This is a genomic window from Acinetobacter sp. ANC 4178, from assembly GCF_004331175.1.
In the GTDB taxonomy this organism is placed as follows: Bacteria; Pseudomonadota; Gammaproteobacteria; order Pseudomonadales; family Moraxellaceae; genus Acinetobacter.
On the sequence record NZ_SJOD01000007.1, the window covers coordinates 1 to 23,241 of the forward strand.

The following is a 23,241-nucleotide window of genomic DNA, read 5'->3' on the forward strand; positions in this document are numbered from 1 at the left end:
AAACTCTTCAGTTTAATACTTGCTAGCACCTTAAAGGGTGCCAATCTTGGCTCATCAATTTTCTGACATCAATTTCTCAAATAAACTTCGAGTAATTTCTACCATCAATCAATGAAAATAATTTCGATCGATCAATCAGTAAAAATCCACACAAGTTGTTCTTCATAATCTCTTAATGATCTTCTCGATGATTCGTCACCATCAAGCTAGGTCGGCTATGTTACTCTCTTCTAAGAAGAAGTCAACAGGTTTTGTTAATTATTTTAAACTCATTCAAGATCTTCCAGATTCTACCGCTTGGGCTAAATCCTTGTTTCTCAACAAGTTTTAATCAACATCACCGCCGATGGATGTGCATTCTACAGTATTCCCAACTCGTTGCAATACCTTTTCTAAATAAATATTTCCGCATGTTTATTTTTCAAACTCACAAAAACATAAGCTATTGTTATTTATATTAAATTTAATTTGAAAATTTTATCTACTTTTTAAAGATTATATAAATTTAAACCAGAACTCGCATGTTTTATAAATATAAGTGTTTGTTTTTGTTTTAATATATTTAATTTTATTACTATTATTTCACCTAATTTGCTGTTTCTTTCTACATTTTATGGTGAATATCCATACATATTGCTATTTTTCAGACCATTTTCATCTTAAAAACCAAAACAGCCATTCTATTTCTAGAATGGCTGTTCCCGATTATCACAATATATTTAGAACTTCATACTAATACGCGCCCAATAATTGCGACCCGTATTGTTAAATTGCTCAGTGCCAACTTGACCATCTACGCCAACACCCAACTTATTTAAGTGTTCGGTATAGGTTTTATCCAGAACATTGTCTATACCAACCGCTAGATCAACATCATTCATCACTTTATAGGTTGCATTCAATGCGAGTGTGCTAAAACCTTTACTCTCACCAATGTCATAGCCGACAATATTCCCTTTATTCAGGTTAATACGATCCTGCTTGGCTACCGCACGCCATAATAAGCCTAAAGAATACCGATTTTGCACATATCTTAAATTGAAACGCCCTTCTAAAGGTGCAATCTGAGGAAGTGGATCATTATTATCGGTAATTTCGCCCCATGCATACATGGTACTAATATCGGCTTGAATTGCATCGGTAAACTGATAACCAACGCCCGCTTCTGCACCTGCAATCACAGCATCGACATTTTTAGCCCCTGCACTAAAAGAAGAACCATGGCCATGGCCTGTAGAATGGTTGTGATAACTCAATAAAATAAAGTCATTCACCAAACCAGCATAGGCAGATGTCCATAGACTAAATGCACCATGCTCTTGCTGATAGCCCATATCAAGCTGTAAGGTTTTTTCAGTGTCGAGGTCGTTAAATGTCGGCTTTGACATCCCTGTATTGCCATGCGCTGTACTGAATAATTCCCAATAATCTGGAACGCGCTCTACATAGCCCAATCCGATATAAGATTTGGCATTATGTTCGGGATACTGATTTTCCAAGCGAATAAAGCCACTTGGTAAAGTTTCTTTACGTTCATCATTCAGTTTTAGTGCATCAATTTCGACCTGATCAATACGTGCGCCCGTCACCAATTTATAAGCATCATTCAATTGGTAGCTAAGCTCCCCAAAAGCCCCATAGGAATAAAACTTCATATTGGTACTTAACGGCATATTCATCATCATCGATTTCATGCTGCCAGCATGATGATTTTGCTGAGAATCAATCCCTGTGATAAGGCTTAATTTATCCCATTCACTGGTCATCGCTAAACGTGAATTCAAAGTACGGCGTGTGACTTGCATTTCCGATGGATTCGATACCATCTGATGTGTTGTCATGTCGTGGGTCATTGGTGGCGTGCGTAAACGGAAGTTGTCCATGACATGGTCGTTATAACTATAGTTCACCTGCCCTTCGACTTTCTTAATCACCTCTGTCAGGTTTTTCTTTTCAAAGTGCAAACCGAGACTTTCACGGGCAAACTGCGAACCGTCCATGCTACGACCTGCGTATTCAGCCTCACCATCGGCTTTTCCACCTGTGAGTTCGATCCACGTGTCTTCATTTGGCGTCCATCCGAATGCTAAATCAGTATTCCAACGCTCCCAAGCGGAAGGAACGCTATTGCCATCACCATCTTGATAACTGTCGGCAACTGAACGATTGGCATTCAGGCGAATATATTTTTTCTCATCACCCACTGCTGCTTCAACATTATGATCCAGACGACCAAACGAACCCATTAAAACACTGGCTTGTCCAAGGTAGTTTTTATCTTGAGATAATTGTGGTTTTTGTCGCTCGAAAATTACCGTTGCAGCCGAACCTGTATTGGCATATTGAACCGTTTGAGGACCTTTTACCACGGTAATACGATCATAACTTTCAGGTTGAATATAAGACGTTGGGGCATCCATACGCGCAGGACACGCCCCTAAGTTTTCACTGCCGTCCGATAAAATTTTAATTCGTGAACCAAACATGCCACGGAAAGTCACATCACCATTGGTTCCACCACTTTTAATGGAACTAAAACCCGGAATACTTTGTAAATAATCAGCACCGTCTGTTGCAGGAACAGGTTGAATCGGTTGTTTGGGGTCTGCGTGAATAATCAAACCATTTGCATCATGATTTAGTTGTGCAGTCACTACGATTGGCGCTAACTGGGTGGTATTTTGCACTTGCTGTGCAGCAACACTGCTTGAAGAATAACAAGCGATACAAATCGCAGCCGATAAAGGCTGTAACAAGAATTTTGGCTGAGCCATCTCAATCTCTCTAAAACATAAATAACACTGTGCCTAAGTCATGTTGACCCAAGCGGAATAAAGCGGATTTATGCCCAGAGCGGTGGTGCCCGTCCTTGCGGGAGAAGAAACAGTTGCTGTAGAACAAACCAAACGTGCGCAAAGGCTTTTTGAAAAGCGATTAAACGCACTTGAATACGATCAAGAATTGGCTTCAGGTCAAGTTCAGGTGGTAACACCAGATTGCCGTATACGGTACAGTATTGACATTGATGACTTGTATCATGGTGATCATGAATAGGCTGTTGTTTTTGTTCTACTTGATGATGCATATGTTGCGTATGCTGCATAGCAGCAGTATGCACGGCGTTTACCGTTTGAGACGGAAGTAAAAGTGCACGCGTAATGGTTTCACAGACCGGAGCAACTTGATATTGCTTCGGCAGCAAAGGCTGTAAAAAAACAGCAATCTGTAAAAAAACTGCGGCACATGCCAGCAGCAAACCACCACGAAAAAGCAAAAATAATCATCCTGCAATTAGTGCGGCGCCAGTATAACAAAACCCAATCGGAATTGGGTTCATACTTAAAGATGATTTTGAGTGAGAAATTATCCGCGCTTGACTGCAACTTTGTCTTTTTGGCGCTGACGCGTCAATTTTTCCACTTTTTCACGTGCGCGCTGACGCTTGAGTGGCGATAAATAATCAACAAATAATTTGCCGTTTAAGTGATCCATTTCATGCTGAATACAAACAGCGAGAAGTTCGTCTGCTTCTATTGTAAAGGATTGACCTTCAAGGTTAATTGCCTCTATTTTTACACGTGACGCACGCTCAACTTTGTCGTATATTTGAGGCACTGATAAACAGCCTTCTTCATAGGGCTGGGTTTCTTCAGTCAATGGGGTAATTTTGGGGTTAATGAACACCATGGGCTGATCTTTATGTTCAGATAGATCCATAACAATCAACTGAATATGACGGTCAACTTGGGTAGCGGCTAAACCAATGCCTGGCGCTTCATACATGGTTTCAAACATATCTGCAGCTAACTGACGAATTTCATCAGTAACTTCTTCGACGGGTTGTGCAATGGTACGAAGACGGGGATCGGGGAAACTTAAAATAGGTAATAAGGCCATAAACGTCCTCACTTATGCCATTGATCAAAAAACCAAATGAAGGAATGCTTCATCAAAAAAATGTGTGTAATATCGTTATTATAACGTAAATTACGTACATAATTTTAGGAATTATGATAATGAAAAAGGTTTTGAAGGGCATGCCAATTTTTAGTGCCTTGGGGTTTAAACAGCAATTGTTGGCACTGACTGTCGGTTTGGCGATCAGTGTTGGTTCTATCGCAGTGGTTGAAGCTGCACCTACTCGTAACGTCAATCCACCTGCCCTCAAAGCAGGCGCACCACAGGTCTATGTGGTGAAAAAAGGCGATACCCTATGGGATATTTCAGGAAAGTTTTTAGATAAGCCTTGGCGCTGGCCTGAAATTTGGGCGAGTAACCGTCACGTGAAAAATCCACACTGGATTTTCCCTGGCGATAAACTTTTACTCTGTAGCTATCAAGGCAAACCGCTGATTGGCAAAGATGAAGGTGATGGCTGTGATGGCATTATTCGTCGTTATGCAGGGGGCACGAAGTTACAACCCCAAGTGCGAATTGAATCCTTAAATAATGCTATTCCTGTCATTCCATTAGAAAATATTAAGCAATGGTTAGAACATTCAACCATTGTGGCTCCTGAGTCGGTTAACAATACACCTTATGTACTGGGTACTGCCGATCAACGCGTATTGGCAGCCAAAGGTCAAACTATTTATGCCCGAGGCAATGGCTTAGAAGTAGGTCAGCAATATGCGGTCTATCGCGAAGGCGACCCGTACACCCTCAACAATGAAAAAGGCAAAAAATACAATGCGGGGCTTGAACTCAATCAGGTTGCAACAGGTGTAGCCGTCGCGAGTGAAAATGACATCACAACGCTTGAATTAACGGGCAGCTTTAATGCCGAAGTGCGTCGTGGTGATCGTGTCCTGCCTGTTTATGATCCAATGCTACCCACCCTGTTCTATCCAACCATGGCGGAAGATGTAACCGCTGGTGGTCAGATTGTCCGGGTGATGGGCTCCCTCGGTACTGCGGCTAAACACAGTGTTGTGACCATTGATCGTGGGAACTTCGAAGGGGTTCAAGTCGGTCATGTCTTTAGCATTAATCAAAAAGGTGAACAGGTTCGAGACCCGAAAACCAAAGAAATGGTGCAATTACCTGGACAGAAAATTGGCAACTTAATGGTGTTCAAAACTTTTGATCACTTTAGCTATGCTTATGTACTCGACAGTTCTTTACCAATCAAAATTGGTGCTTACATTCAACCACCTTTAATGGACGATTAATCCGGAGTTCCTATGCTGAAACCATTATCACAAGTGCAAATGGACACCATTACCTTGTGGTATTTGGTTCAGCACTCGCTCAGCAGTTTTTACAAACTAGAACAACACTTTGGCACAGCCCACCATGCGGTACAGCCCCACAATCTGCAGGATTGGTCAAAATTAGGTTTACATAAAAATCATATTCAACGCGCACAACACTTTTATACAGCGCCTGAACAAAATAAGTTTCAACACCTTCTTCAAGAAATTGAGAAACATAGTGATTTCGTACTAAGTTATCACGATCCCGAATACCCACAACAACTCCTGCCCTATAGCGATAAACCGCCAATTCTATTTGGCCAAGGACAACGCTCTCTCTTGATGCAGCCGCAAATTGCCATTGTCGGCAGTCGTAAACCGAGTCCTCATGGTCGACAAATTGCCTATGATTTTTCGTATTATCTTAGTGAAAAGGGTTTTGTGATTAGCAGTGGCTTGGCACAAGGCATTGATGAGGCTGCACATCAGGGCGCTTTATCCCATCAACGCACACTGGCTGTGATGGGGACGGGACTTGATCAAACTTATCCTTCACAGCATCAGCAACTTCGCCAGCAAATATTGCAGCAGTCGGGCACCATCATTAGTGAGTTTTTACCGCATACACCGCCTCTGCAACATCATTTCCCCCGCCGCAATCGAATTGTCAGCGCACTTTCTTTAGGCGTGATTGTTGCCGAGGCCAGTTTAAAAAGTGGTTCGATTATTACGGCTAAACTTGCAGCGGAACAAGGCAAATTAGTGTTTGCGATTCCCGGACATATTTATAGTGAATTCCATCAAGGTTGCCATCAACTGATTCGTGAGGGTGCCATTCTGGTCGATCATCCTGAACAAGTCTTAGAAGACCTCGCTTTACCAACCCAATGGCAAGCGCAACAGCAATCTCAAAGTGACTTAACGACACAGCAAGTCCTCGCAAAACCCGAAATTCCTGAGCACTTAATGTCACTTTATAATCAACTGAACTGGACGGGCTATCCTTTAGATCATTTGGCTATCCACCTCGAACAAGATGCCGCCACATTGACCGCCCAGTTGATGGAATTGGAGCTTTTAGGCTTATGTATGCAACAATCTGGGGTTTATTTGCGTTGTCGTCCTAGCCAATAAGGTTCAGAATAAGCCTTTGCTTAAATTAGGACACGAAAATGATTACCACCTCTGTTGCTGAAGCTGCCGATAGTTTAAAACGCGGACAGGTCTTGGCATACCCAACAGAGGCAGTGTGGGGATTAGGCTGTGATCCTTATAATGAAGCTGCATTTAATGAAATTTTAAAGTTAAAACAACGCCCAATTGAAAAAGGTGTCATCTTATTGGCTGGGCATATTTCCCAAGTTGAACACCTACTGGCAGGACTCACACCAGAAATGCGTGACACTGTTATCGCCTCTTGGAGCAACCTCACCGAACGAGCAACCACTTGGTTACTGCCTGCGAGCGAAGATATTCCTGTCTGGATCAAAGGGGATCACCCCAAAGTCGCCATTCGCGTGACCACCCATCCCTTATGTGTCGCGCTTTGCAATGCCTTTGACGGTTTTATTGTCTCGACCAGCGCAAACCCCGCAGGTCTTGAACCAGCACGTTCGCTACAAGAAGCCAATAAATACTTTAGCCATCATTTAACCTATCTCAATGGTGATTTAGGTTTAAGTCAGGAACCCAGTCGTATTTTAGATGCCGAAACAGGGCAAATTATTCGCGCATAAGCTTATAAAATAATGGGTACTCAAGAAAATTTGGGCAAAAAAAAAGCTCAATCAAATAGGTTGATTGAGCATAAAAAGGATGTGTGTTAATCACATCCAGAGGGTTCAAAAATCTTGCTGAATGTTAGATTTAAAGTATTGTTAAGAAATACTTAACTAATCATTCTTGATGTGAACATTATCTAATATTTCAAATCAAAATACAAATCCCTTATGCCAGCTTAACTTTTGATTAAATGCATGATTAAAATGTTAAATTTTCTCAAAAAGTCAAACTATCCTGCTATTTTTAAAATATTTTTAAATAAATAATCATTTGACAGCATGCAAATTTACACTTATAACTGGTAGTTTAGTCCAAGAAAAATAAATCAATAAAATTTACTGTTTGGTTATTTATCCACCATATTGATTGGCTCTGCTGCCTCAGATTGCCCTTGTCGGGATTTTATTTGTGCCATAACAATCCCCGTAATAATAATGATGCCACCAATTGTGTGATGGATGGTCCACGCTTCATGTAACCAGAAATAAGCCAAAATTGCGGTAAAAATGGGCATCAGATTCATAAAGATGCTGGTCTGATTCGGCCCCAAACGCTGCACAGCAAGCATCCACACCCAAGGTGCAATCAGGGAGGCAAATAAACCCGCATATAAAACACTCGGTGTATTTTGCAGATCTAAACGATCAATGCCCAACCAGAGTACAAAGGGCAAATGATAAATCAAAGAAAATCCAATTTGTACGTACAAACTGATCATGAGTGGGACTTTCAGTTGCCATTTCTTTAAAAACACTCCGTAAAAAGCATAAAAGAACACGGCAATTATCATCAGTAGATCGCCCCAATGCCCGCCTAAATGCAGCAGCGTCTGTAATTGTCCTTGCGCAATCACATAGAGTAAACCCAGAAAAGACACCAAACTCCCCATAATGGCAAAACGATTAGGCACTTCCTTCAGAATAATAATGGAAACAAAAATGGTAAAAATGGGAATAAAGGCATTAATAATCCCCATATTGGTTGCAGTGGTATAATGCGCAGCACTATATGCCAGTCCTTGATAGAGCAACATACCAAAGGCACTGAGTATGGCAAATTGCTTCCAATGCAACGCCACTAGCTGACGCTGCTGCCACACTTTGGGTAGCATCATGGGCGTCAGCACAATAAAAGCCACCAACCAACGATAAAAACTAATGCTGACTGGTGAAATGTAATCCGCGACATAACGCGTCACTGCGATATTCAGCGACCAGATAAAAACTGCAATCAAGGGCAACATGACCGCCAATTTTGCCCAATTTTTTTGCTGCATTTGCCCACTCATTTATAAGGTCTTAAATGACTATTGTGCTAAAAGTCTGAAATAATAAACATACGGTTTTTCAGACATTCATATGGCAAATTTATCCACTTGGCAGAACACTCCATCTTCATATCAATATGGGAATCTATTATGAACAGCTACGCATCTCCTGATTTATCCCAATGGATTGAAGTGCATGAATATTTCTATGTGCAAAATGATGAAATTGCAGCCCATTGTTGTATATGGGGCGATTTTAATTTCAGTTTAAATGGTATTTTGGATTATGAAATTGAAGGAATACACCATTTATCTCCTCCCAATTACGGACTTTGGATTCCAGCCCATACCGCACATGCCTGCATTGCACGTGAGATACAACCCACCCATTATATTTGCATCCATCTCCATCCTGAGCTGTGCAAATATTTTCCCAAAACCACCAAAGCCGTCGAAATCAGCCCTTTTCTCCGCCATTTAATTAAAGAAGTTCTGCGCCACAAGCACATCCCGACCTCTCCTGAATACGGACATTTACTCTGTGTTTTACTCGATCAACTGCGTACAGCCCCTGCTTATGAGCACTACCTACCGCAAACACAACACCGCGTGTTAAAACCAATTTTACAACAACTGGCCAACCCGCAACTTTTTGCCAAAAGCCTACAACAAGTCTTAAGTGAAATTCAGTTCACCGAAAGACATTTACTGCGCTTAAGCCAACAAGAACTGCAACTCAGCCTCGCTGAATGGCGCAATCGGGCGAAAATTCTATATGCGATTGATCAACTGCATGCGGGATCTACAGTTAAAAAACTGGCTTATGATTTGGGTTATCAACATAGTTCCAGTTTTATTGAATTCTTTAAGCGCTATACGGGACAAACACCTGCACAATTACGCGAATAAACCAGCAGTCTCACCCTCTTTTTACTGCACTTGCAGGATTCAACTTGAAGTTCGCAAGAATTCTCGTTACAACATCAACACCCGATAATAAATCAATGGATCTGTATATGAGCCAGTCTGTTTATGACATTCCTGTAAAAACCATTCAAGGACAAGACATCACCTTGAATCAATATCAAGGCAAAGTCCTGTTAATTGTCAATGTGGCATCAAAATGTGGTTTAACCCCTCAATATGAAGGTTTAGAAAAACTCTATCAGCAACAAAAAGATCAGGGCTTAGAAATTTTAGGCTTCCCTGCCAACAACTTCTTGGCGCAAGAACCAGGTAGTGATAGCGAAATTCAAGAATTTTGCTCGGTCAACTATCAAATTGATTTCCCTCTATTCTCAAAAATTTCTGTCGCAGGTGAAGATAAACATCCACTCTATGAAACCTTGATCAATGCCATTCCTGAACGTATTGGTGAAGGACCTTGGTGGAAAGATTTAGTCAATTACGGTCTTACACCGAATGAACCCCCTGAAGTCCTCTGGAATTTTGAGAAGTTCCTCATAAACAAACAAGGACAAGTTGTGGCACGTTTTGCACCAGACATTACCGCAGATGACCCACGTATTGTGGATGCTATTCAAGCAGAATTGCAAAAATAATAGCCAATCCAGAACATCAGACAGTCATGCGTTGGCTGCTGATGTTCTAAAAACTCTTCTTAATTTCTTCATGATTTTAATATTTATACAACATTAAATTCAAACTAACTCAATGACTTACTGCTTTAATAACAAAATCAAAATAAGATATTAAGTCGAAGGTAGATGATGAATCGTTTTGTCAAAGCTGTTGTTTTCTCTTTATCCACTGCATTGGTGGCTGCTCCTGCTTTTGCTGCTCCACAAAATGTGCAAGATCACCAACAACATGCATCGCAAAATCACAACGATGCTAATCATCAAGCTATGCATCACGACGCTTCAAGTCATCATGCACAAGATCAACATAAACCAGCAAGCCATAATAAAGCTGGGAATAAGCAAATGACTCGCCCATCGGCGACATGGAAACCGGGTCATCCCGTTCCATCGCAATACCGTGGTCAGAGTTACAAAGTTGATCACAGCAAATACAAAAAATTAAATAAGCCAGGCAAAAATGAACAATGGATTAAGGTAAATGGTGATTATGTTTTAACCAATGTATTAAATCACAACATTATTAAGATCGTACCAGGAATGTAATCCTTTCGAATTCTAAAAGGAGTGCAACTCGCACTCTTTTTTATGCCTATCCCTTTTTGTTGTTGCTTTGCAGCCTGACTTTGGAAAGTGAAGTTGTCGTTTTATAATTCCGTTAAAGCAATACTACGCTAGATTGAGACCATTCAAGATTATGAAAAAACTTCTGCAAGGAGCCTTACTTCCTTTTGGTATTTTTGTTGCTGCAATCAGCTTATTCGGCTGTAATCAGGCAACAGAACAGGATACTCAAACAGCAAATTCCACTGAAGTAGAAGAACACAGTCCAGCCAATCACGATACTGAGACCGAATTAAAAAACGGTAACATGATTTATGTAGTTCGTGATGTTGCCGACATGCAATTAAAAGCTGGTGACTATGTTCAACAGCTCAAGCAAACCCAAACTGACTTAGAGCAAGCTTTGGCTGATAAAGACCAACAAGCACTGCAAACATCAGTGAATGCTTTGCATCAACAACTCACAGACTTCAACCGTGCTTTAAGTAGCTTAGACTTAAAAAGTCAGGAAATTGAATCTATTCGACAAAAAGTCATGTCCACCAACCAACAAATCTTGGATTTGCCTTACTTAAATGGCAAAGTTGAACTTGAATCGGTCAATTTACACAAAATTGAACAACAAGTGACTTCGGTGCAAACAGAAATGCTCAAGTTGGCCAAGATGTTACTGCTACAACCTGAATCAAGTGAAAAATCATAGTGAAGTAAATAATCAGAGGATTCATCTTGTCGTTAAAATACGATGAATCCTCCACAGCCATTTAAAGATTAAAATCAATCACGATTCGCCCATCAATTTGTCCTTGCTCCATCCGCGCAAAAATATCATTGATATTTTCTAAGGGTTCTACATGAATATGTGCTTTGACTTTGCCCCGTGCTGCAATATCTAAAGCTTCTTTCAAGTCTAAACGTGTCCCGACAATCGAACCTCGAACGGTTATACCCTCCAGAACCATGTCAAAAATAGAGAGATCAAACTTTCCAGGAGGCAAGCCATTCAGCACCATGGTTCCGCCACGACGCACAATTGAAACCGCTTGTTCAAATGCTTTCGGTGATACTGCTGTTACCAGCACTCCATGACAACCCTCACCTGTCGCTTTAAGCACTTCCTCTTTCACATCAACTTTCAATGCATTTACACCAACATCTGCACCTAACTGTTTTGCCAACTCTAGCTTTGAATCATCGACATCAATCGCCACCACATTTAAGCCCATGGTTTTAGCATACTGCACCGCGACATGTCCTAGACCGCCAATACCTGATATTGCCACCCAATCCCCTGTTTTGGCTTCGGTCATTTTAAGCCCTTTATAGACCGTCACCCCTGCACATAAAATTGGTGCGATTGCGAACAAGTCAACACCGTCTGGGATCACGCCAACATAGTTACCATCCGCCAAACAATATTCCGCAAAACTGCCATTAACCGAATAACCTGAATTTTGTTGTTGTTTACATAGGGTTTCCCAACCTGCATAACAATGATCACAATGCCCACATGCAGAATAAAGCCAAGGAATACCGACCACATCGCCTACTTTCAAATGACGAATGCCCGAGCCAATTTCAACCACTTTACCCACACCCTCATGACCAGGAATAAAAGGTAGATTCGGCTTGATTGGCCAGTCCCCGTGCATCGCATGTAAATCAGTATGACAAACACCTGTGGCAATCATTTTGACCAAAACTTTACCATCACTAATTTTTGGAATTTCAACTTCTTGAATTTGTAAAGGTTGATTGAATGCAGTGACGACTGCGGCTTTCATTGTTGTTGCCATCTTTTACGCTCCATTACTCAAAGTGAGCCAGACTTTTATTAAGAATTATTCTCAACTAATAACACAAACATAGAAGATCAAGGGTAGGCATTTGGTAGGTTTTTTGAACAAAATCAAATCTTCATCCCACCAACATCAAATGCGCAAGGTTATGAACAGCTTCACCAAGTGGATAATTTTCTCTTTTATTCAACGAATGTTTCAAGCAGCGAGGATTACTGCAAAGTATACCTTAGCGAGCTCGCCATTTTTGGAAGGCCATTTGCATTGCCTGCGTTTGCTCGGGTGAAACCTGATGTCGTTTTAAATAGCTAAAGTCACCGCGGTATACCGCATCCACAATATGTTTAGCCAAAACCGTAATGCTCTCTCTGCCTTGCTGTTGATACACATTAATCTGTTCAGGAGTGAGAAAGATATCCCAGCAAGAAACCACTGAACTTACGTCCACCGCGATTCCCAAATAGTATTGCTGATGATCTTGATAGAGTTCCCAAAAATGCGGTTCGTGTTCAATCAGTTGCATGAATTTCTACTTATTAAAATTATTTTATAGCATAAAAAAAGCCACCTTTCGGTGGCTTTTTCAATCTCAAACCGTCGCTTATTGAGCGCGGTTTTTGATTTTGCGGATGGTTTCCAACTGAGCAGCAGTTTCTGCAAGAGCAGCCAAAGCAGCAGCCGAGTCCAAGTCGCTCTTTTGATTGGCAAGCAATTGTTCAGCGTTTTTACGCGCTTCTAAAATTGCAGCTTCATCTAAGTTTTCTGCACGGACTGCAGTATCTGCAAGCACCGTAACAACATGCGGTTGAACTTCTAGAACACCACCAGATACATAGATTAACTCTTCTGTACCGTTTTCAAGCAGAACACGGATTGTACCCGGCTTGAGTAAAGTTACTAGTGGCGCGTGACCAGGCATAATACCCAATTCACCACCAGCACCTTTAGCAATTAGCATCGTTACAGTGCCAGAGTATAAAGACTCTTGAACACTGACAACATCACACTGCATAGTCGACATGAGAATCTCCTAAATTAGGTAACTAATTAAAGTTTCTCAGCTTTAGCAATTACTTCGTCAATACCACCAACCATGTAGAACGCTTGTTCTGGGATGTGATCGTATTCACCAGCTAAAAGACCTTTAAAGCCACGAATCGTTTCTTTAAGCGGTACAAGTTTACCAGGAGCACCAGTAAACACTTCAGCTACGTGGAACGGTTGAGAGAAGAAACGTTGGATTTTACGCGCACGGTAAACAGTCAACTTATCTTCTTCTGCAAGTTCGTCCATACCAAGAATCGCGATGATGTCTTTCAATTCTTTATAACGTTGAAGAACGTTTTGAACTGAACGAGCGATCTCGTAATGCTCAGTACCCACAACAAGTGGATCTAACTGACGTGAAGTTGAGTCAAGTGGATCGATCGCTGGGTAAATACCAGAAGATGCGATATCACGGCTCAATACTACAGTTGCGTCTAAGTGAGCAAACGTTGTAGCAGGCGATGGATCTGTTAAGTCATCGGCAGGTACGTATACCGCTTGGATTGACGTAATCGAACCAGACTTAGTCGATGTAATACGTTCTTGAAGAACACCCATCTCTTCTGCAAGTGTCGGTTGGTAACCTACTGCAGATGGCATACGACCTAGAAGTGCTGATACTTCAGTACCTGCTAGTGTATAACGGTAGATGTTGTCTACGAACAATAGTACGTCACGGCCTTTGCCATTTTCGTCTTTCTCGTCACGGAAGTACTCAGCCATCGTCAAACCAGTCAACGCTACGCGTAAACGGTTACCCGGTGGTTCGTTCATCTGACCGTAGACCATTGCTACTTTGTCAAGAACGTTTGAGTCTTTCATCTCGTGATAGAAGTCGTTACCTTCACGAGTACGCTCACCAACACCAGCAAACACAGATAAACCTGAGTGCGCTTTAGCGATGTTGTTGATCAACTCCATCATGTTTACAGTTTTACCAACACCGGCACCACCGAACAGACCAACTTTACCACCTTTAGCAAACGGGCATAGTAAGTCGATGACTTTAATACCAGTTTCTAAAAGGTCAGTAGAAGCTGCTTGTTCAGCATAAGAAGGTGCTTGACGGTGAATCGGCAAACGCGCTTCAGTCGCAACTGGACCAGCTTCGTCGATTGGGCGACCAAGAACGTCCATGATACGACCCAAAGTCGCTGTACCTACTGGTACAGAGATTGGAGCGTTAGTATTCGTTACGTTCAAACCACGCTTAAGGCCTTCAGTAGAACCCATTGCAATAGTACGAACTACGCCATCACCAAGTTGTTGCTGAACTTCTAATGTAGTTTCAGTGCCATCAACGTGGAGAGCGTCATAGATCTTAGGAACGCTGTTACGTTCAAACTCGACGTCGATAACCGCGCCGATGATCTGAATGATACGACCGCTACTCATTGCTGTCTCCTCAATTCAAAATAATGTTAAACGGCAGCGGCACCACCAACGATCTCAGAAATTTCCTGAGTAATCGCGGCTTGACGCAGCTTGTTATAAATAAGTTGTAGGCTCTTGATCAAATCACCTGCGTTGTCCGTTGCAGCTTTCATTGCAACCATACGAGCTGACTGCTCACACGCGATGTTTTCGATCACGCCTTGATATACCACAGACTCGATATAACGAACCAATAAGCCATTTAAAAGCTCTTCAGCTTCAGGCTCATAGATATAATCCCAACCGTATTGACGGTTAAGGGTCTTGTTTTCTTCAGCAGTCGCTAAAGGAACAAGTTGTTCGATTTTTTGATTTTGAGTCATGGCATTGACAAAGCCGTTTGACACAAGATAAATACGATCTAACTCGCCTTTATCAAACGCGTCTAACATCACCTGTACAGAACCAGATAACTGTTCAAGGCTTGGTGTATCACCGACATTTGTCGTAGCACCCAGCACTTTACCGCCGTAGTTTTTAAAAAACGAAACCGCTTTTTGACCAATTAAAGCAAATTGAACTTCAATTGACTGCTCTTGTTGCTGTTGTACGTGTTTAACCACTTTTTTAAACAAGTTAATGTTCAAACCACCAGCAAGGCCGCGATCTGAAGACACAATGATATAGCCAACGCGCTTCACAGGGCGTTCAACCATATAACGGTGTTTGTATTCAGGATTCGCTTGAACCAAGTGAGCAATTACACGGTGCATATTTTCGGCATACGGACGGCCTTGAGCCATGCGCTCTTGCGCACGACGCATCTTAGAAGCTGCTACCATCTGCATCGCGCGAGTAATTTTCTGCGTGCTTTTGATACTAGCTACTTTGGCGCGAATTTCTTTTAAATTTGCCATACGCTTAACCTAGTATTCGAAGGCCCTTTCGAGCCCTCGAAGGTTGATTCCGTGAACCAAACCAAAACTAAATCCAACTGAAGTTGAAATTAGTAAGTTTGAGTCGCTTTAAAGCTTTCAATACCTGCTTTGATTGCAGCTTCGATGTCTTTGTTGTAATCACCAGTTTCATCGATGTTTTGCATTAACGCAGCATTTTCTGAACGGAAGTAAGAGATTAACGCAGCATCAAAGTCTACAATTTTCTTCACTTCAACGTCAGCCATATAGCCTTCGTTAGATGCATAAATTGAAACAGCTTGGTCAGCAATTGAATATGGAGCATATTGTTTTTGCTTCATTAATTCAGTTACACGTTGACCATGTTCAAGTTGCTTACGAGTTGCTTCATCAAGGTCAGAAGCGAACTGAGCAAACGCTGCCAATTCACGGTATTGCGCCAAAGCAGTACGGATACCACCAGACAATTTTTTGATGATCTTAGTCTGCGCTGAACCACCAACACGAGATACAGAGATACCCGCGTTCACAGCAGGACGAATACCTGCGTTGAATAATGATGTTTCAAGGAAGATCTGACCGTCAGTGATCGAAATTACGTTCGTTGGTACGAATGCAGATACGTCACCCGCTTGAGTTTCAATGATTGGTAATGCAGTTAATGAACCAGTTTGGCCTTTAACTTCACCATTCGTGAATTTCTCAACGTAGTCAGCAGAAACGCGCGAAGCACGCTCAAGAAGACGCGAGTGAAGATAGAATACGTCACCTGGATACGCTTCACGACCTGGTGGACGACGTAATAACAATGAAATTTGACGGTAAGCAACAGCTTGCTTAGACAAATCATCATAAATGATTAGTGCATCTTCACCGCGGTCACGGAAGTATTCACCCATTGTACAGCCAGAGTATGGAGCCAAGTACAACATTGCTGCTGGATCGGCTGCAGCTGCTGCTACAACAGTGGTATACGCCATAGCGCCAGTTTCTTCTAACTTACGCACAACGTTAGCGATAGTCGATTGTTTTTGACCAATTGCTACGTATACACATTTAATGCCAGAGTTTTTCTGAGCGATGATCGCATCGATCGCCATTGCTGTTTTACCAGTTTGACGGTCACCAATGATCAACTCACGCTGACCACGGCCTACAGGGATCATTGTATCTACTGATTTATAACCAGTTTGTACAGGTTGATCCACTGATTGACGCCAAATTACGCCTGGTGCTACTTTTTCAACAGCATCAGTTAATTTTGCATCAATTGGGCCTTTACCATCAATTGGATTACCCAAAGCATCTACGACACGGCCTAAAAGTTCTGGACCAACCGGAACTTCTAATACACGACCTGTGCAACGTGCTTTTTGGCCTTCTTGAAGGCTTAAGTAGTTACCTAAAACAACGACGCCCACTGAATCCTGTTCTAGGTTCAGTGCCATACCGTATAAGCCGCCGTCGAATTCGATCATTTCACCGTACATTGCATCAGCAAGGCCGTGAATACGCACAATACCGTCGGAAACCATAACAATGGTCCCTTCGTTCTTAGCGGTCGCGCTGGTGTCCAGATCGCCGATACGCTGTTTAATGAGCGCACTGATCTCGGATGGATTCAGTTGTTGCATTGCGCTATACCTCAATCTTTATTAAGTTCAGTCTTCTAATACGCAGCTTTTTTCAAGCCTTATTACGCAAGAAGACGAGTCCGCATTTTCTCAAGCTTGTTAAGCGCAGAGTCATCTATCACTTGGTCGCCTGCACGAATAACAACACCAGCAATAAGCTCTGGTTTAACTTCTACAGTCACATTTACTGCTGCTTCGAATTTTTTCTCTAAAGCATGTGCAAGTAATTGTTCTTGTACAGAAGTCATCGGGAATGCAGATTCAATCACTACATCCACCGTATTGTTATTCTGTGATTTGAGCTGTTCGTATTCCGCAGAAATTTCAGGAAGAAGTACCAAACGGTTGTTTTCAGCAAGCAATGTCAAAAAGTTTGACACTGCTGCAGTTTGGTCTTCACCTAATACTTTTGCAAAAAGACTTACCTGCTCAGCAGGAGTAAGCTCAGGGCGAGTTAAGAAAGCTGAAAATGCTTCGTCTTGCACCGCAGCACTGAGCAAGTTCAACGCAGATGACCAAGAGTCAGTTGCATTTTGCTCAGAAGCGTAAGCAAATGCTGCCTTAGCGTACGGGCGTGCCAACGTCAAGAGTTCAGCCATAATCCGCCTCTCTTAAAGTTTAGCAGCCAGCTGAGTCAGCATGGCATTGTGAGCTTCTGCATCAACTTGCTGGTTCAGGATTTTCTCCGCACCAGTAACTGCCAAAGCAGCAACTTGTTGACGTAATTCTTCGCGAGCAGAATTGATTTCAGTATCAACAGCTTCTTTCGCTTGTTGACGAATACGCTCACCTTCAGCCGCAGCTTGAGTACGCGCTTCTTCTACCAATTGTGCACCACGACGGTTCGCTTGTTCGATCAATTGAGCCGCTTGTGCTTTCGCCGCGTCTAATTCAGCTTTCACTTGAGCTTGCGCATCCGCAAGATCAGCTTTTGCTTTTTCAGCAGCGTTTAAGCCATCAGCAATTTTACGCTGACGCTCACTAATCGCATTGATTAGTGGTGGCCATACGAATTTCATGCAGAATGCGACAAACATCGCAAATGCAATCGCTTGACCAATCAATGTGAGGTTGATATTCATTTCGCTATTCCTCAATAGTTTAATTTAGGAATTAAGCTGATTAACCTACAAATGGATTAGCGAAGATGAAGAACAAGCCAATACCAACACCGATCATAGGCACAGCATCAAGAAGACCCGCGATTAAGAACATACGAGTTTGAAGTTGTGGAGCCAATTCTGGTTGACGAGCAACAGCTTCAAGGAAGCGACCGCCTAAAAGACCAAAACCAATCGCAGTACCTAAAGCACCGAAAGCGATCAAGATAGCAGATGCAATTGCAACTAGACCTAAAGTGAGTTCCATGATAATTCCTCAGAGGTTAGGTTTATACCAAATTAAAGTAAAAAAAATTTTAAGCCCAACCATCCTTTGATAGTTAGGCAATACCATTAATGTTTTTCGCTTGCCATGCTCAAGTATACGATAGTTAGCATCATGAAAATGAACGCTTGTAACGTAATAACAAGAATGTGGAAGATCGCCCAAGGCACAGACAGAGCCCACTGGATCCAGAACGGTAATAATGCGATAAGGATGAAGATTAACTCACCTGCATACATGTTACCGAAAAGTCGTAGAGCCAATGAAACTGGACGTGCAAGGAATGTTACCAATTCAAGAATTAAGTTCACTGGAATCAGTAACGCTTTTGCAACTGGGTTACTTGGATTAAATGGGTTAAGTGCCAATTCGCCAACGAAACCACCAATCCCTTTTTCACGAATACTGTAAAACAAGATAAGTACAAATACAGATAAAGACATACCTAAGGTAATGTTTGGATCTGTAGAAGGTACAACCTTGAAGTAAACGTGATGAGGATCCATACCAAATACGTTAGAACCAATAATTCCTGCAAGATGCGGAATGAAATCTACTGGAAGTAAATCCATCGCATTCATCAGGAAAATCCACACAAAAATCGTGAGGGCTAAAGGTGCAATCAAACGTGATTTGCCATGGAAAGTGTCGCGAACACTTGAGTCCACAAACTCAATGATCATTTCAATTGCAGACTGGAACTTGGTCGGAACACCAGAGTTTGCAGCTTTCGCTACACACCAGAATAACAAACAGAAAATCACACCAAGAGTGATAGACCAACCCATTGAATCCAAGTGAATAGCAGTGAACCCCATCTGTTGAGCTTCAGCACCAGTCTCAGCCAATTTCCATGTCCCGTCTGGCATTTTGCCATAGGTCATATTGGTCAAGTGATGCTTGATATACTCGGTCGAAGTAAGGGCATGTTCTTCAGCAGCCATAAATCACACCTGGTCAATGTCAAATACAAATAGAGTAAGCGAATATCGCATGCTGCGTGATATCTCGCTTATCTCCAAAAAAACTTTTCAATTTAGCTGCGCTTAAACTCGTTTTTGTAGACGTGACACCCAAAAAGGAGCGACCCACGACATGGTTTGAACGAGGATAAAACCACAAAACAACGCTCCCGGAGATAACGGTTGAACATTGCTTAAAATTAAAATAAATCCGACGATCACAATCGTAAACTTGCCCATCATCCCTCGGTACATATTTGCAAGTACCTGTTTGGATGCTCTTGCTCCCGCAGCTCGAAACGACTGCCACGAAAAATAACAACTTGCCAGCCAGCAAACGCCCGCACCAAGTGCGGCACTTAAAGCTGCCGTTGTATCTTTCACAGCCCACGCTAACAAGGCTGACACAGGAATCATGAATGCTTGCAAGATGACTAATGCTTTCGCTAATCGTCGGTCAATCATGCGACTAGTTTGGCTCATTATTTATTCACTCACAGCATAAATGCTTGACAAGTTTAGCTGATGATCGTTTTTAATCGCAGGCATTATAGAGTTACACCCCTGAACATGCAATCTTTTCCCGACCTAAGTCGAGTTTTTTCATTATAATAAAGGTCGAATTGTTGCTTAAATATTGATTATTTCCACTTCATTGGCGTGCAGTTAATACACAATTTTTGACTTGTTGCGCCAAGTCTGACCATGCAGAAATGAAGTTATTTTCCGCTGTTAAACTTTCGTCAACCGCTTGAAACACAATAGGCTGAAGTTTTTGATACTGATTGGCACTGGCATGTGCTTCTGCCAGTAAACACATTTTCTTTTGTCCGCGATGATCGTTCAAATATTTGATTTGTGCCAAGGTTGGCGCAATATGTGGATCATCAGTCATTGATCCCGCAAGTTTCAAATGCAACGGACGCTCTAAGTACTGATAAGCATCGTGATAAGCCCAATACGGTTGTGCTGTCGTTTGGCTTTGGAATTTTTGTGCGGTACTAAACATCTGCTTGGCAAATACTTGTGCATTGTGCCAATACTTATCGCGATATTGAGGTTGCTGTTGTGAACGCAAGGCTGCAATAAAGAACCCGATACGTACCGCATTGTTTGGATCTAACCACACATGAGTATCGACCGTATTGGCTAAAGGCGCACCTCGAGTACTACGCTGCGGCAAGGTTTTGACCAAGCCTGAAGACAAAATGGAAACCGCTTTAGGATTATTATGTAGCAGTTTATCCAATGGAGCTTCGTGGGCTTTACCGAGCCAAATCACCAATCCAGCGTCTTGGATCGCCTTTCGATGGGCTGGTGTTAAAGACACATCATGCCCCGTTTGATTTTCCAACAGTAAAACCGGTTGTTCTATCCCTTTGGTGACTTCTTGTGCAATCAAATATAAAGGATGTGTTGAAACCACCAGACTTTGAGTCCACCCCACAGTACTTAGAATGGACAGTAAACAAAAAGCAAATAGACGAGACATGATTACACAGCACTAAATTTTATCTAGTGTTATAATATAACAACTCAACAAAAATACCTACGTCTAATCGTAACTTAAAGCGGTTCATGTTAAAATTTAATGTCAATTCTTCTATTTCAAGCCCGAACTGAGGTTGCTATGAGCTTATGTTCGCATGAACACCACAATGCATTACATGGCGTACATGATCATCATAATGTCGCAACACGCCTTGCTGAAGCAGAAAGTCTCTGTGCAGCCACTGGAGCGCGCTTAACTCCACTTCGTAAAGAAGTGCTCGAACTGATTTTGACTGCGCATGGTCCAATGGGGGCTTATGATTTACTCGCCAAGATTAAAAGTGAATCAGATCGTCCTGCTGCGCCACCGACCGTTTATCGTACGCTTGATTTCTTATTAGAAAAGGGACTGATTCATCGACTGACTTCGATTAATGCTTATATTCCATGTTGCCATCCACGTGAAGGTCATCAAGCCGCTTTTTTAATCTGTACTGAATGTCATATTGTGAAAGAAGCATCTTCCGAAGGGCTATTACAACAATTAGATGTGCTCGCTACTTCTGATCATTTTACCGCACAACACAGCATTATTGAGATTTCTGGAAAATGTCAGAATTGCAGCCAAGCGCATTAAACACCCCAATACTGATTGCCTTAGAGCAAATTAGTGTCCGTATCGATGATCGCGACATTCTGAAACAGATTGACTTTTCAATCCATGAACAAGAAATTGTCACTTTAATTGGCCCCAACGGTGCAGGTAAATCCACGCTCATCAAAGTGCTATTGGGTATTTTAAAACCCAATGCTGGGCGCATGCTGTCGACACGTAAACTTAAATATTCTTATGTACCACAGAAGTTCAACCCATCGCACAGCCTACCCTTACGTGTGAAAGATTTACTTGATTTAGAGTCCTGCCCTGCCGCAATCAAACAAGAAATTATTCGAGATACAGGCATTGCTAAACTGCAAGATTCAAAAGTACAACAGCTGTCTGGTGGCGAACGACAACGGGTGTTATTAGCACGGGCCTTGCTGCGCCAACCCGACCTTTTGGTTCTCGATGAACCTATGCAAGGACTAGACATTCAGTCTGAAGCCGAACTGTATGATTACGTTCGCAGCCTACCTGAAAAATATCGTTGTGCGGTATTGATGGTATCGCATGATTTACAGTGGGTGATGCAAGGTACGCAGCGCGTGGTCTGCTTAAACAAACATATTTGCTGTAGCGGTTTACCCGAAAATATTCAGCAACATCCAGAATACCAAGCCATTTTTGGCACCAATCGTGTGTTCTATCAACACCATCATGATCATTGTGCCCACGGGGACAGCGCCACAGCCTGCCAACATGATCCTCGTCCTCATATCCACCCTGAACCGGAAGCCTAATAGATGTTGGAATGGTTAGATCTGCTATTACCTGCTTGGACCATGGGGACATTATTGGTGTTTTTAACCGCACCTTTGGGCTGTTTGATGCTTTGGCGTCGTATGTCATTCTTTGCCGATACCATGGCACATGGCACCTTATTGGGCGTTGCGATTGCAGGTGCACTCAGTTTACCGTTTTGGATTGGTGTCACTTTACTGGCATTTATGTTGGTCGCCATTTTATGGGTACTGCATGATCCGCGCTTACCCAATGATGCCTTGCTAGCCCTCTGTTCAGCCACCTTACTGTGTGCAGGCTTAATGTTGATTCAACATTTACCAAGTTTAAGACCTGAATTACTCAGTTATTTATTTGGTGACTTGCTCACGATTGCTTGGTCAGATTTACCTATGTTTGCGATTGTGATTGCACTGGCACTGGCAGTACTGTTCAAATACTGGAAAGCCCAAATCCAAATTGCGATTGATCCCGACATTGCCATCAGTGAAGGCGTGAATGCGAAATGGCAACGTTTAATCTTTATGCTACTTTTAGCAGTTTTCACGGTTTTGGCATTACGCGCCGTGGGTTCACTGTTGATGGGAGCGCTTTTGGTGATTCCAGCACTTACTGCTCGTCTACTCGCACACTCACCTAAACAAATGGTGATTTGGGCTTTTATTGCAGCTCAATTTGGCGTCAGTGTAGGTCTATGGTCGAGTGCTGCGCTCAATACCCCAACAGGCCTCAGTATTGTGCTGTGTATGGCCTTGGTTTTTGCGCTGATTTTTGCAATTCAGAAAATGAGAAAAATGGCTTGATCCATCATCTTTCATAA

At 42.2% G+C, this 23,241-nt stretch carries 26 protein-coding genes; 10 read left to right on the forward strand and 16 right to left on the reverse strand.

What is annotated here, in order from left to right:
- Nucleotides 1–719 precede the first annotated feature (719 nt).
- The 3 genes from E0H87_RS14280 to def form a co-directional block, all read right to left on the reverse strand.
- On the reverse strand, nt 720–2,774 hold the full coding sequence (locus tag E0H87_RS14280) for a TonB-dependent copper receptor (protein ID WP_131324210.1): 2,055 nt from the start codon (nt 2,772–2,774) through the stop codon (nt 720–722).
- Between the two features lie 68 nt (nt 2,775–2,842).
- Nucleotides 2,843–3,274 carry a DUF2946 family protein gene (locus tag E0H87_RS14285; RefSeq protein WP_131324211.1) on the reverse strand — a complete coding sequence of 144 codons (432 nt, stop codon included), beginning with the start codon at nt 3,272–3,274 and terminating at the stop codon, nt 2,843–2,845.
- A gap of 89 nt (nt 3,275–3,363) precedes the next feature.
- On the reverse strand, nt 3,364–3,897 hold the full coding sequence (gene def, locus E0H87_RS14290; protein ID WP_131324212.1) for a peptide deformylase: 534 nt from the start codon (nt 3,895–3,897) through the stop codon (nt 3,364–3,366).
- A 119-nt stretch (nt 3,898–4,016) separates the two neighbouring features.
- On the opposite strand from def, the gene E0H87_RS14295 reads away from it, so the two are divergent.
- The 3 genes from E0H87_RS14295 to E0H87_RS14305 are packed head-to-tail and all read left to right on the forward strand — an operon-like array spanning nt 4,017 to nt 6,931.
- Nucleotides 4,017–5,171, forward strand: a complete 1,155-nt coding sequence (locus tag E0H87_RS14295; protein ID WP_131324213.1) for a LysM peptidoglycan-binding domain-containing protein — start codon at nt 4,017–4,019, stop codon at nt 5,169–5,171.
- 12 nt (nt 5,172–5,183) lie between these two features.
- Nucleotides 5,184–6,329, forward strand: coding sequence for a DNA-processing protein DprA (dprA, locus tag E0H87_RS14300; protein WP_131324214.1), 1,146 nt, complete (start codon nt 5,184–5,186; stop codon nt 6,327–6,329).
- A 38-nt stretch (nt 6,330–6,367) separates the two neighbouring features.
- Nucleotides 6,368–6,931 carry a Sua5/YciO/YrdC/YwlC family protein gene (locus E0H87_RS14305; protein WP_131324215.1) on the forward strand — a complete coding sequence of 188 codons (564 nt, stop codon included), beginning with the start codon at nt 6,368–6,370 and terminating at the stop codon, nt 6,929–6,931.
- 392 nt (nt 6,932–7,323) lie between these two features.
- On the opposite strand, the gene E0H87_RS14310 is transcribed toward E0H87_RS14305, so the two are convergent.
- On the reverse strand, nt 7,324–8,253 hold the full coding sequence (locus E0H87_RS14310; protein ID WP_227547366.1) for a DMT family transporter: 930 nt from the start codon (nt 8,251–8,253) through the stop codon (nt 7,324–7,326).
- Between the two features lie 141 nt (nt 8,254–8,394).
- Between E0H87_RS14310 and E0H87_RS14315 the strand changes: the two genes are divergently transcribed.
- The 4 genes from E0H87_RS14315 (at nt 8,395) to E0H87_RS14330 (ending at nt 11,112) form a co-directional block, all read left to right on the forward strand.
- On the forward strand, nt 8,395–9,153 hold the full coding sequence (locus E0H87_RS14315) for a helix-turn-helix domain-containing protein (protein ID WP_131324217.1): 759 nt from the start codon (nt 8,395–8,397) through the stop codon (nt 9,151–9,153).
- 107 nt (nt 9,154–9,260) lie between these two features.
- Nucleotides 9,261–9,806, forward strand: a complete 546-nt coding sequence (locus tag E0H87_RS14320; RefSeq protein ID WP_131324218.1) for a glutathione peroxidase — start codon at nt 9,261–9,263, stop codon at nt 9,804–9,806.
- Nucleotides 9,807–9,974: 168 nt separating this feature from the next.
- Nucleotides 9,975–10,391, forward strand: a complete 417-nt coding sequence (locus E0H87_RS14325) for an RcnB family protein (RefSeq protein ID WP_131324319.1) — start codon at nt 9,975–9,977, stop codon at nt 10,389–10,391.
- Between the two features lie 151 nt (nt 10,392–10,542).
- Nucleotides 10,543–11,112, forward strand: coding sequence for a hypothetical protein (locus E0H87_RS14330; protein WP_131324219.1), 570 nt, complete (start codon nt 10,543–10,545; stop codon nt 11,110–11,112).
- A 61-nt stretch (nt 11,113–11,173) separates the two neighbouring features.
- On the opposite strand, the gene adhP is transcribed toward E0H87_RS14330, so the two are convergent.
- The 12 genes from adhP to E0H87_RS14390 form a co-directional block, all read right to left on the reverse strand.
- Entirely contained in the window at nt 11,174–12,205 is a 1,032-nt protein-coding gene (gene adhP / locus E0H87_RS14335) for an alcohol dehydrogenase AdhP (RefSeq protein WP_131324220.1), read from the reverse strand.
- A 232-nt stretch (nt 12,206–12,437) separates the two neighbouring features.
- Nucleotides 12,438–12,731 carry a hypothetical protein gene (locus tag E0H87_RS14340; RefSeq protein WP_131324221.1) on the reverse strand — a complete coding sequence of 98 codons (294 nt, stop codon included), beginning with the start codon at nt 12,729–12,731 and terminating at the stop codon, nt 12,438–12,440.
- A 78-nt stretch (nt 12,732–12,809) separates the two neighbouring features.
- Nucleotides 12,810–13,229, reverse strand: coding sequence for a F0F1 ATP synthase subunit epsilon (locus E0H87_RS14345; protein ID WP_131265675.1), 420 nt, complete (start codon nt 13,227–13,229; stop codon nt 12,810–12,812).
- A gap of 26 nt (nt 13,230–13,255) precedes the next feature.
- Nucleotides 13,256–14,650 carry a F0F1 ATP synthase subunit beta gene (atpD, locus tag E0H87_RS14350; protein WP_104221778.1) on the reverse strand — a complete coding sequence of 465 codons (1,395 nt, stop codon included), beginning with the start codon at nt 14,648–14,650 and terminating at the stop codon, nt 13,256–13,258.
- A gap of 26 nt (nt 14,651–14,676) precedes the next feature.
- Nucleotides 14,677–15,546 carry a F0F1 ATP synthase subunit gamma gene (atpG, locus tag E0H87_RS14355; protein WP_004984038.1) on the reverse strand — a complete coding sequence of 290 codons (870 nt, stop codon included), beginning with the start codon at nt 15,544–15,546 and terminating at the stop codon, nt 14,677–14,679.
- Nucleotides 15,547–15,635: 89 nt separating this feature from the next.
- Complete coding sequence (gene atpA, locus E0H87_RS14360; protein WP_004684423.1) at nt 15,636–17,180, reverse strand: F0F1 ATP synthase subunit alpha; 1,545 nt, start codon at nt 17,178–17,180, stop codon at nt 15,636–15,638.
- A gap of 62 nt (nt 17,181–17,242) precedes the next feature.
- Nucleotides 17,243–17,779, reverse strand: coding sequence for a F0F1 ATP synthase subunit delta (locus E0H87_RS14365; RefSeq protein ID WP_131265676.1), 537 nt, complete (start codon nt 17,777–17,779; stop codon nt 17,243–17,245).
- A gap of 12 nt (nt 17,780–17,791) precedes the next feature.
- Entirely contained in the window at nt 17,792–18,262 is a 471-nt protein-coding gene (locus E0H87_RS14370; protein ID WP_116763354.1) for a F0F1 ATP synthase subunit B, read from the reverse strand.
- A gap of 40 nt (nt 18,263–18,302) precedes the next feature.
- On the reverse strand, nt 18,303–18,548 hold the full coding sequence (gene atpE / locus E0H87_RS14375) for a F0F1 ATP synthase subunit C (protein ID WP_000424060.1): 246 nt from the start codon (nt 18,546–18,548) through the stop codon (nt 18,303–18,305).
- 86 nt (nt 18,549–18,634) lie between these two features.
- The gene (gene atpB, locus E0H87_RS14380; RefSeq protein WP_116763356.1) at nt 18,635–19,510 is read right to left on the reverse strand and encodes a F0F1 ATP synthase subunit A; all 876 of its coding nucleotides are present in this window, start codon (nt 19,508–19,510) and stop codon (nt 18,635–18,637) included.
- Nucleotides 19,511–19,612: 102 nt separating this feature from the next.
- The gene (locus tag E0H87_RS14385; RefSeq protein WP_131324222.1) at nt 19,613–20,011 is read right to left on the reverse strand and encodes an ATP synthase subunit I; all 399 of its coding nucleotides are present in this window, start codon (nt 20,009–20,011) and stop codon (nt 19,613–19,615) included.
- Between the two features lie 169 nt (nt 20,012–20,180).
- Nucleotides 20,181–21,020 (reverse strand): metal ABC transporter solute-binding protein, Zn/Mn family, encoded by an 840-nt coding sequence (locus E0H87_RS14390; protein ID WP_131324223.1) that lies wholly within the window; start codon nt 21,018–21,020, stop codon nt 20,181–20,183.
- Nucleotides 21,021–21,158: 138 nt separating this feature from the next.
- On the opposite strand from E0H87_RS14390, the gene E0H87_RS14395 reads away from it, so the two are divergent.
- Genes E0H87_RS14395 through znuB form a run of 3 tightly spaced genes read left to right on the forward strand, consistent with a single transcriptional unit; the run spans nt 21,159 to nt 23,224 of the window.
- Entirely contained in the window at nt 21,159–21,656 is a 498-nt protein-coding gene (locus tag E0H87_RS14395) for a transcriptional repressor (protein WP_131324224.1), read from the forward strand.
- Nucleotides 21,629–22,420 carry a zinc ABC transporter ATP-binding protein ZnuC gene (gene znuC / locus E0H87_RS14400; RefSeq protein WP_131324225.1) on the forward strand — a complete coding sequence of 264 codons (792 nt, stop codon included), beginning with the start codon at nt 21,629–21,631 and terminating at the stop codon, nt 22,418–22,420. Before E0H87_RS14395 ends, znuC begins: the two co-directional genes overlap by 28 nt.
- A gap of 3 nt (nt 22,421–22,423) precedes the next feature.
- Nucleotides 22,424–23,224, forward strand: coding sequence for a zinc ABC transporter permease subunit ZnuB (znuB, locus tag E0H87_RS14405; RefSeq protein ID WP_131324226.1), 801 nt, complete (start codon nt 22,424–22,426; stop codon nt 23,222–23,224).
- The last annotated feature ends 17 nt before the right edge of the window (nt 23,225–23,241 follow it).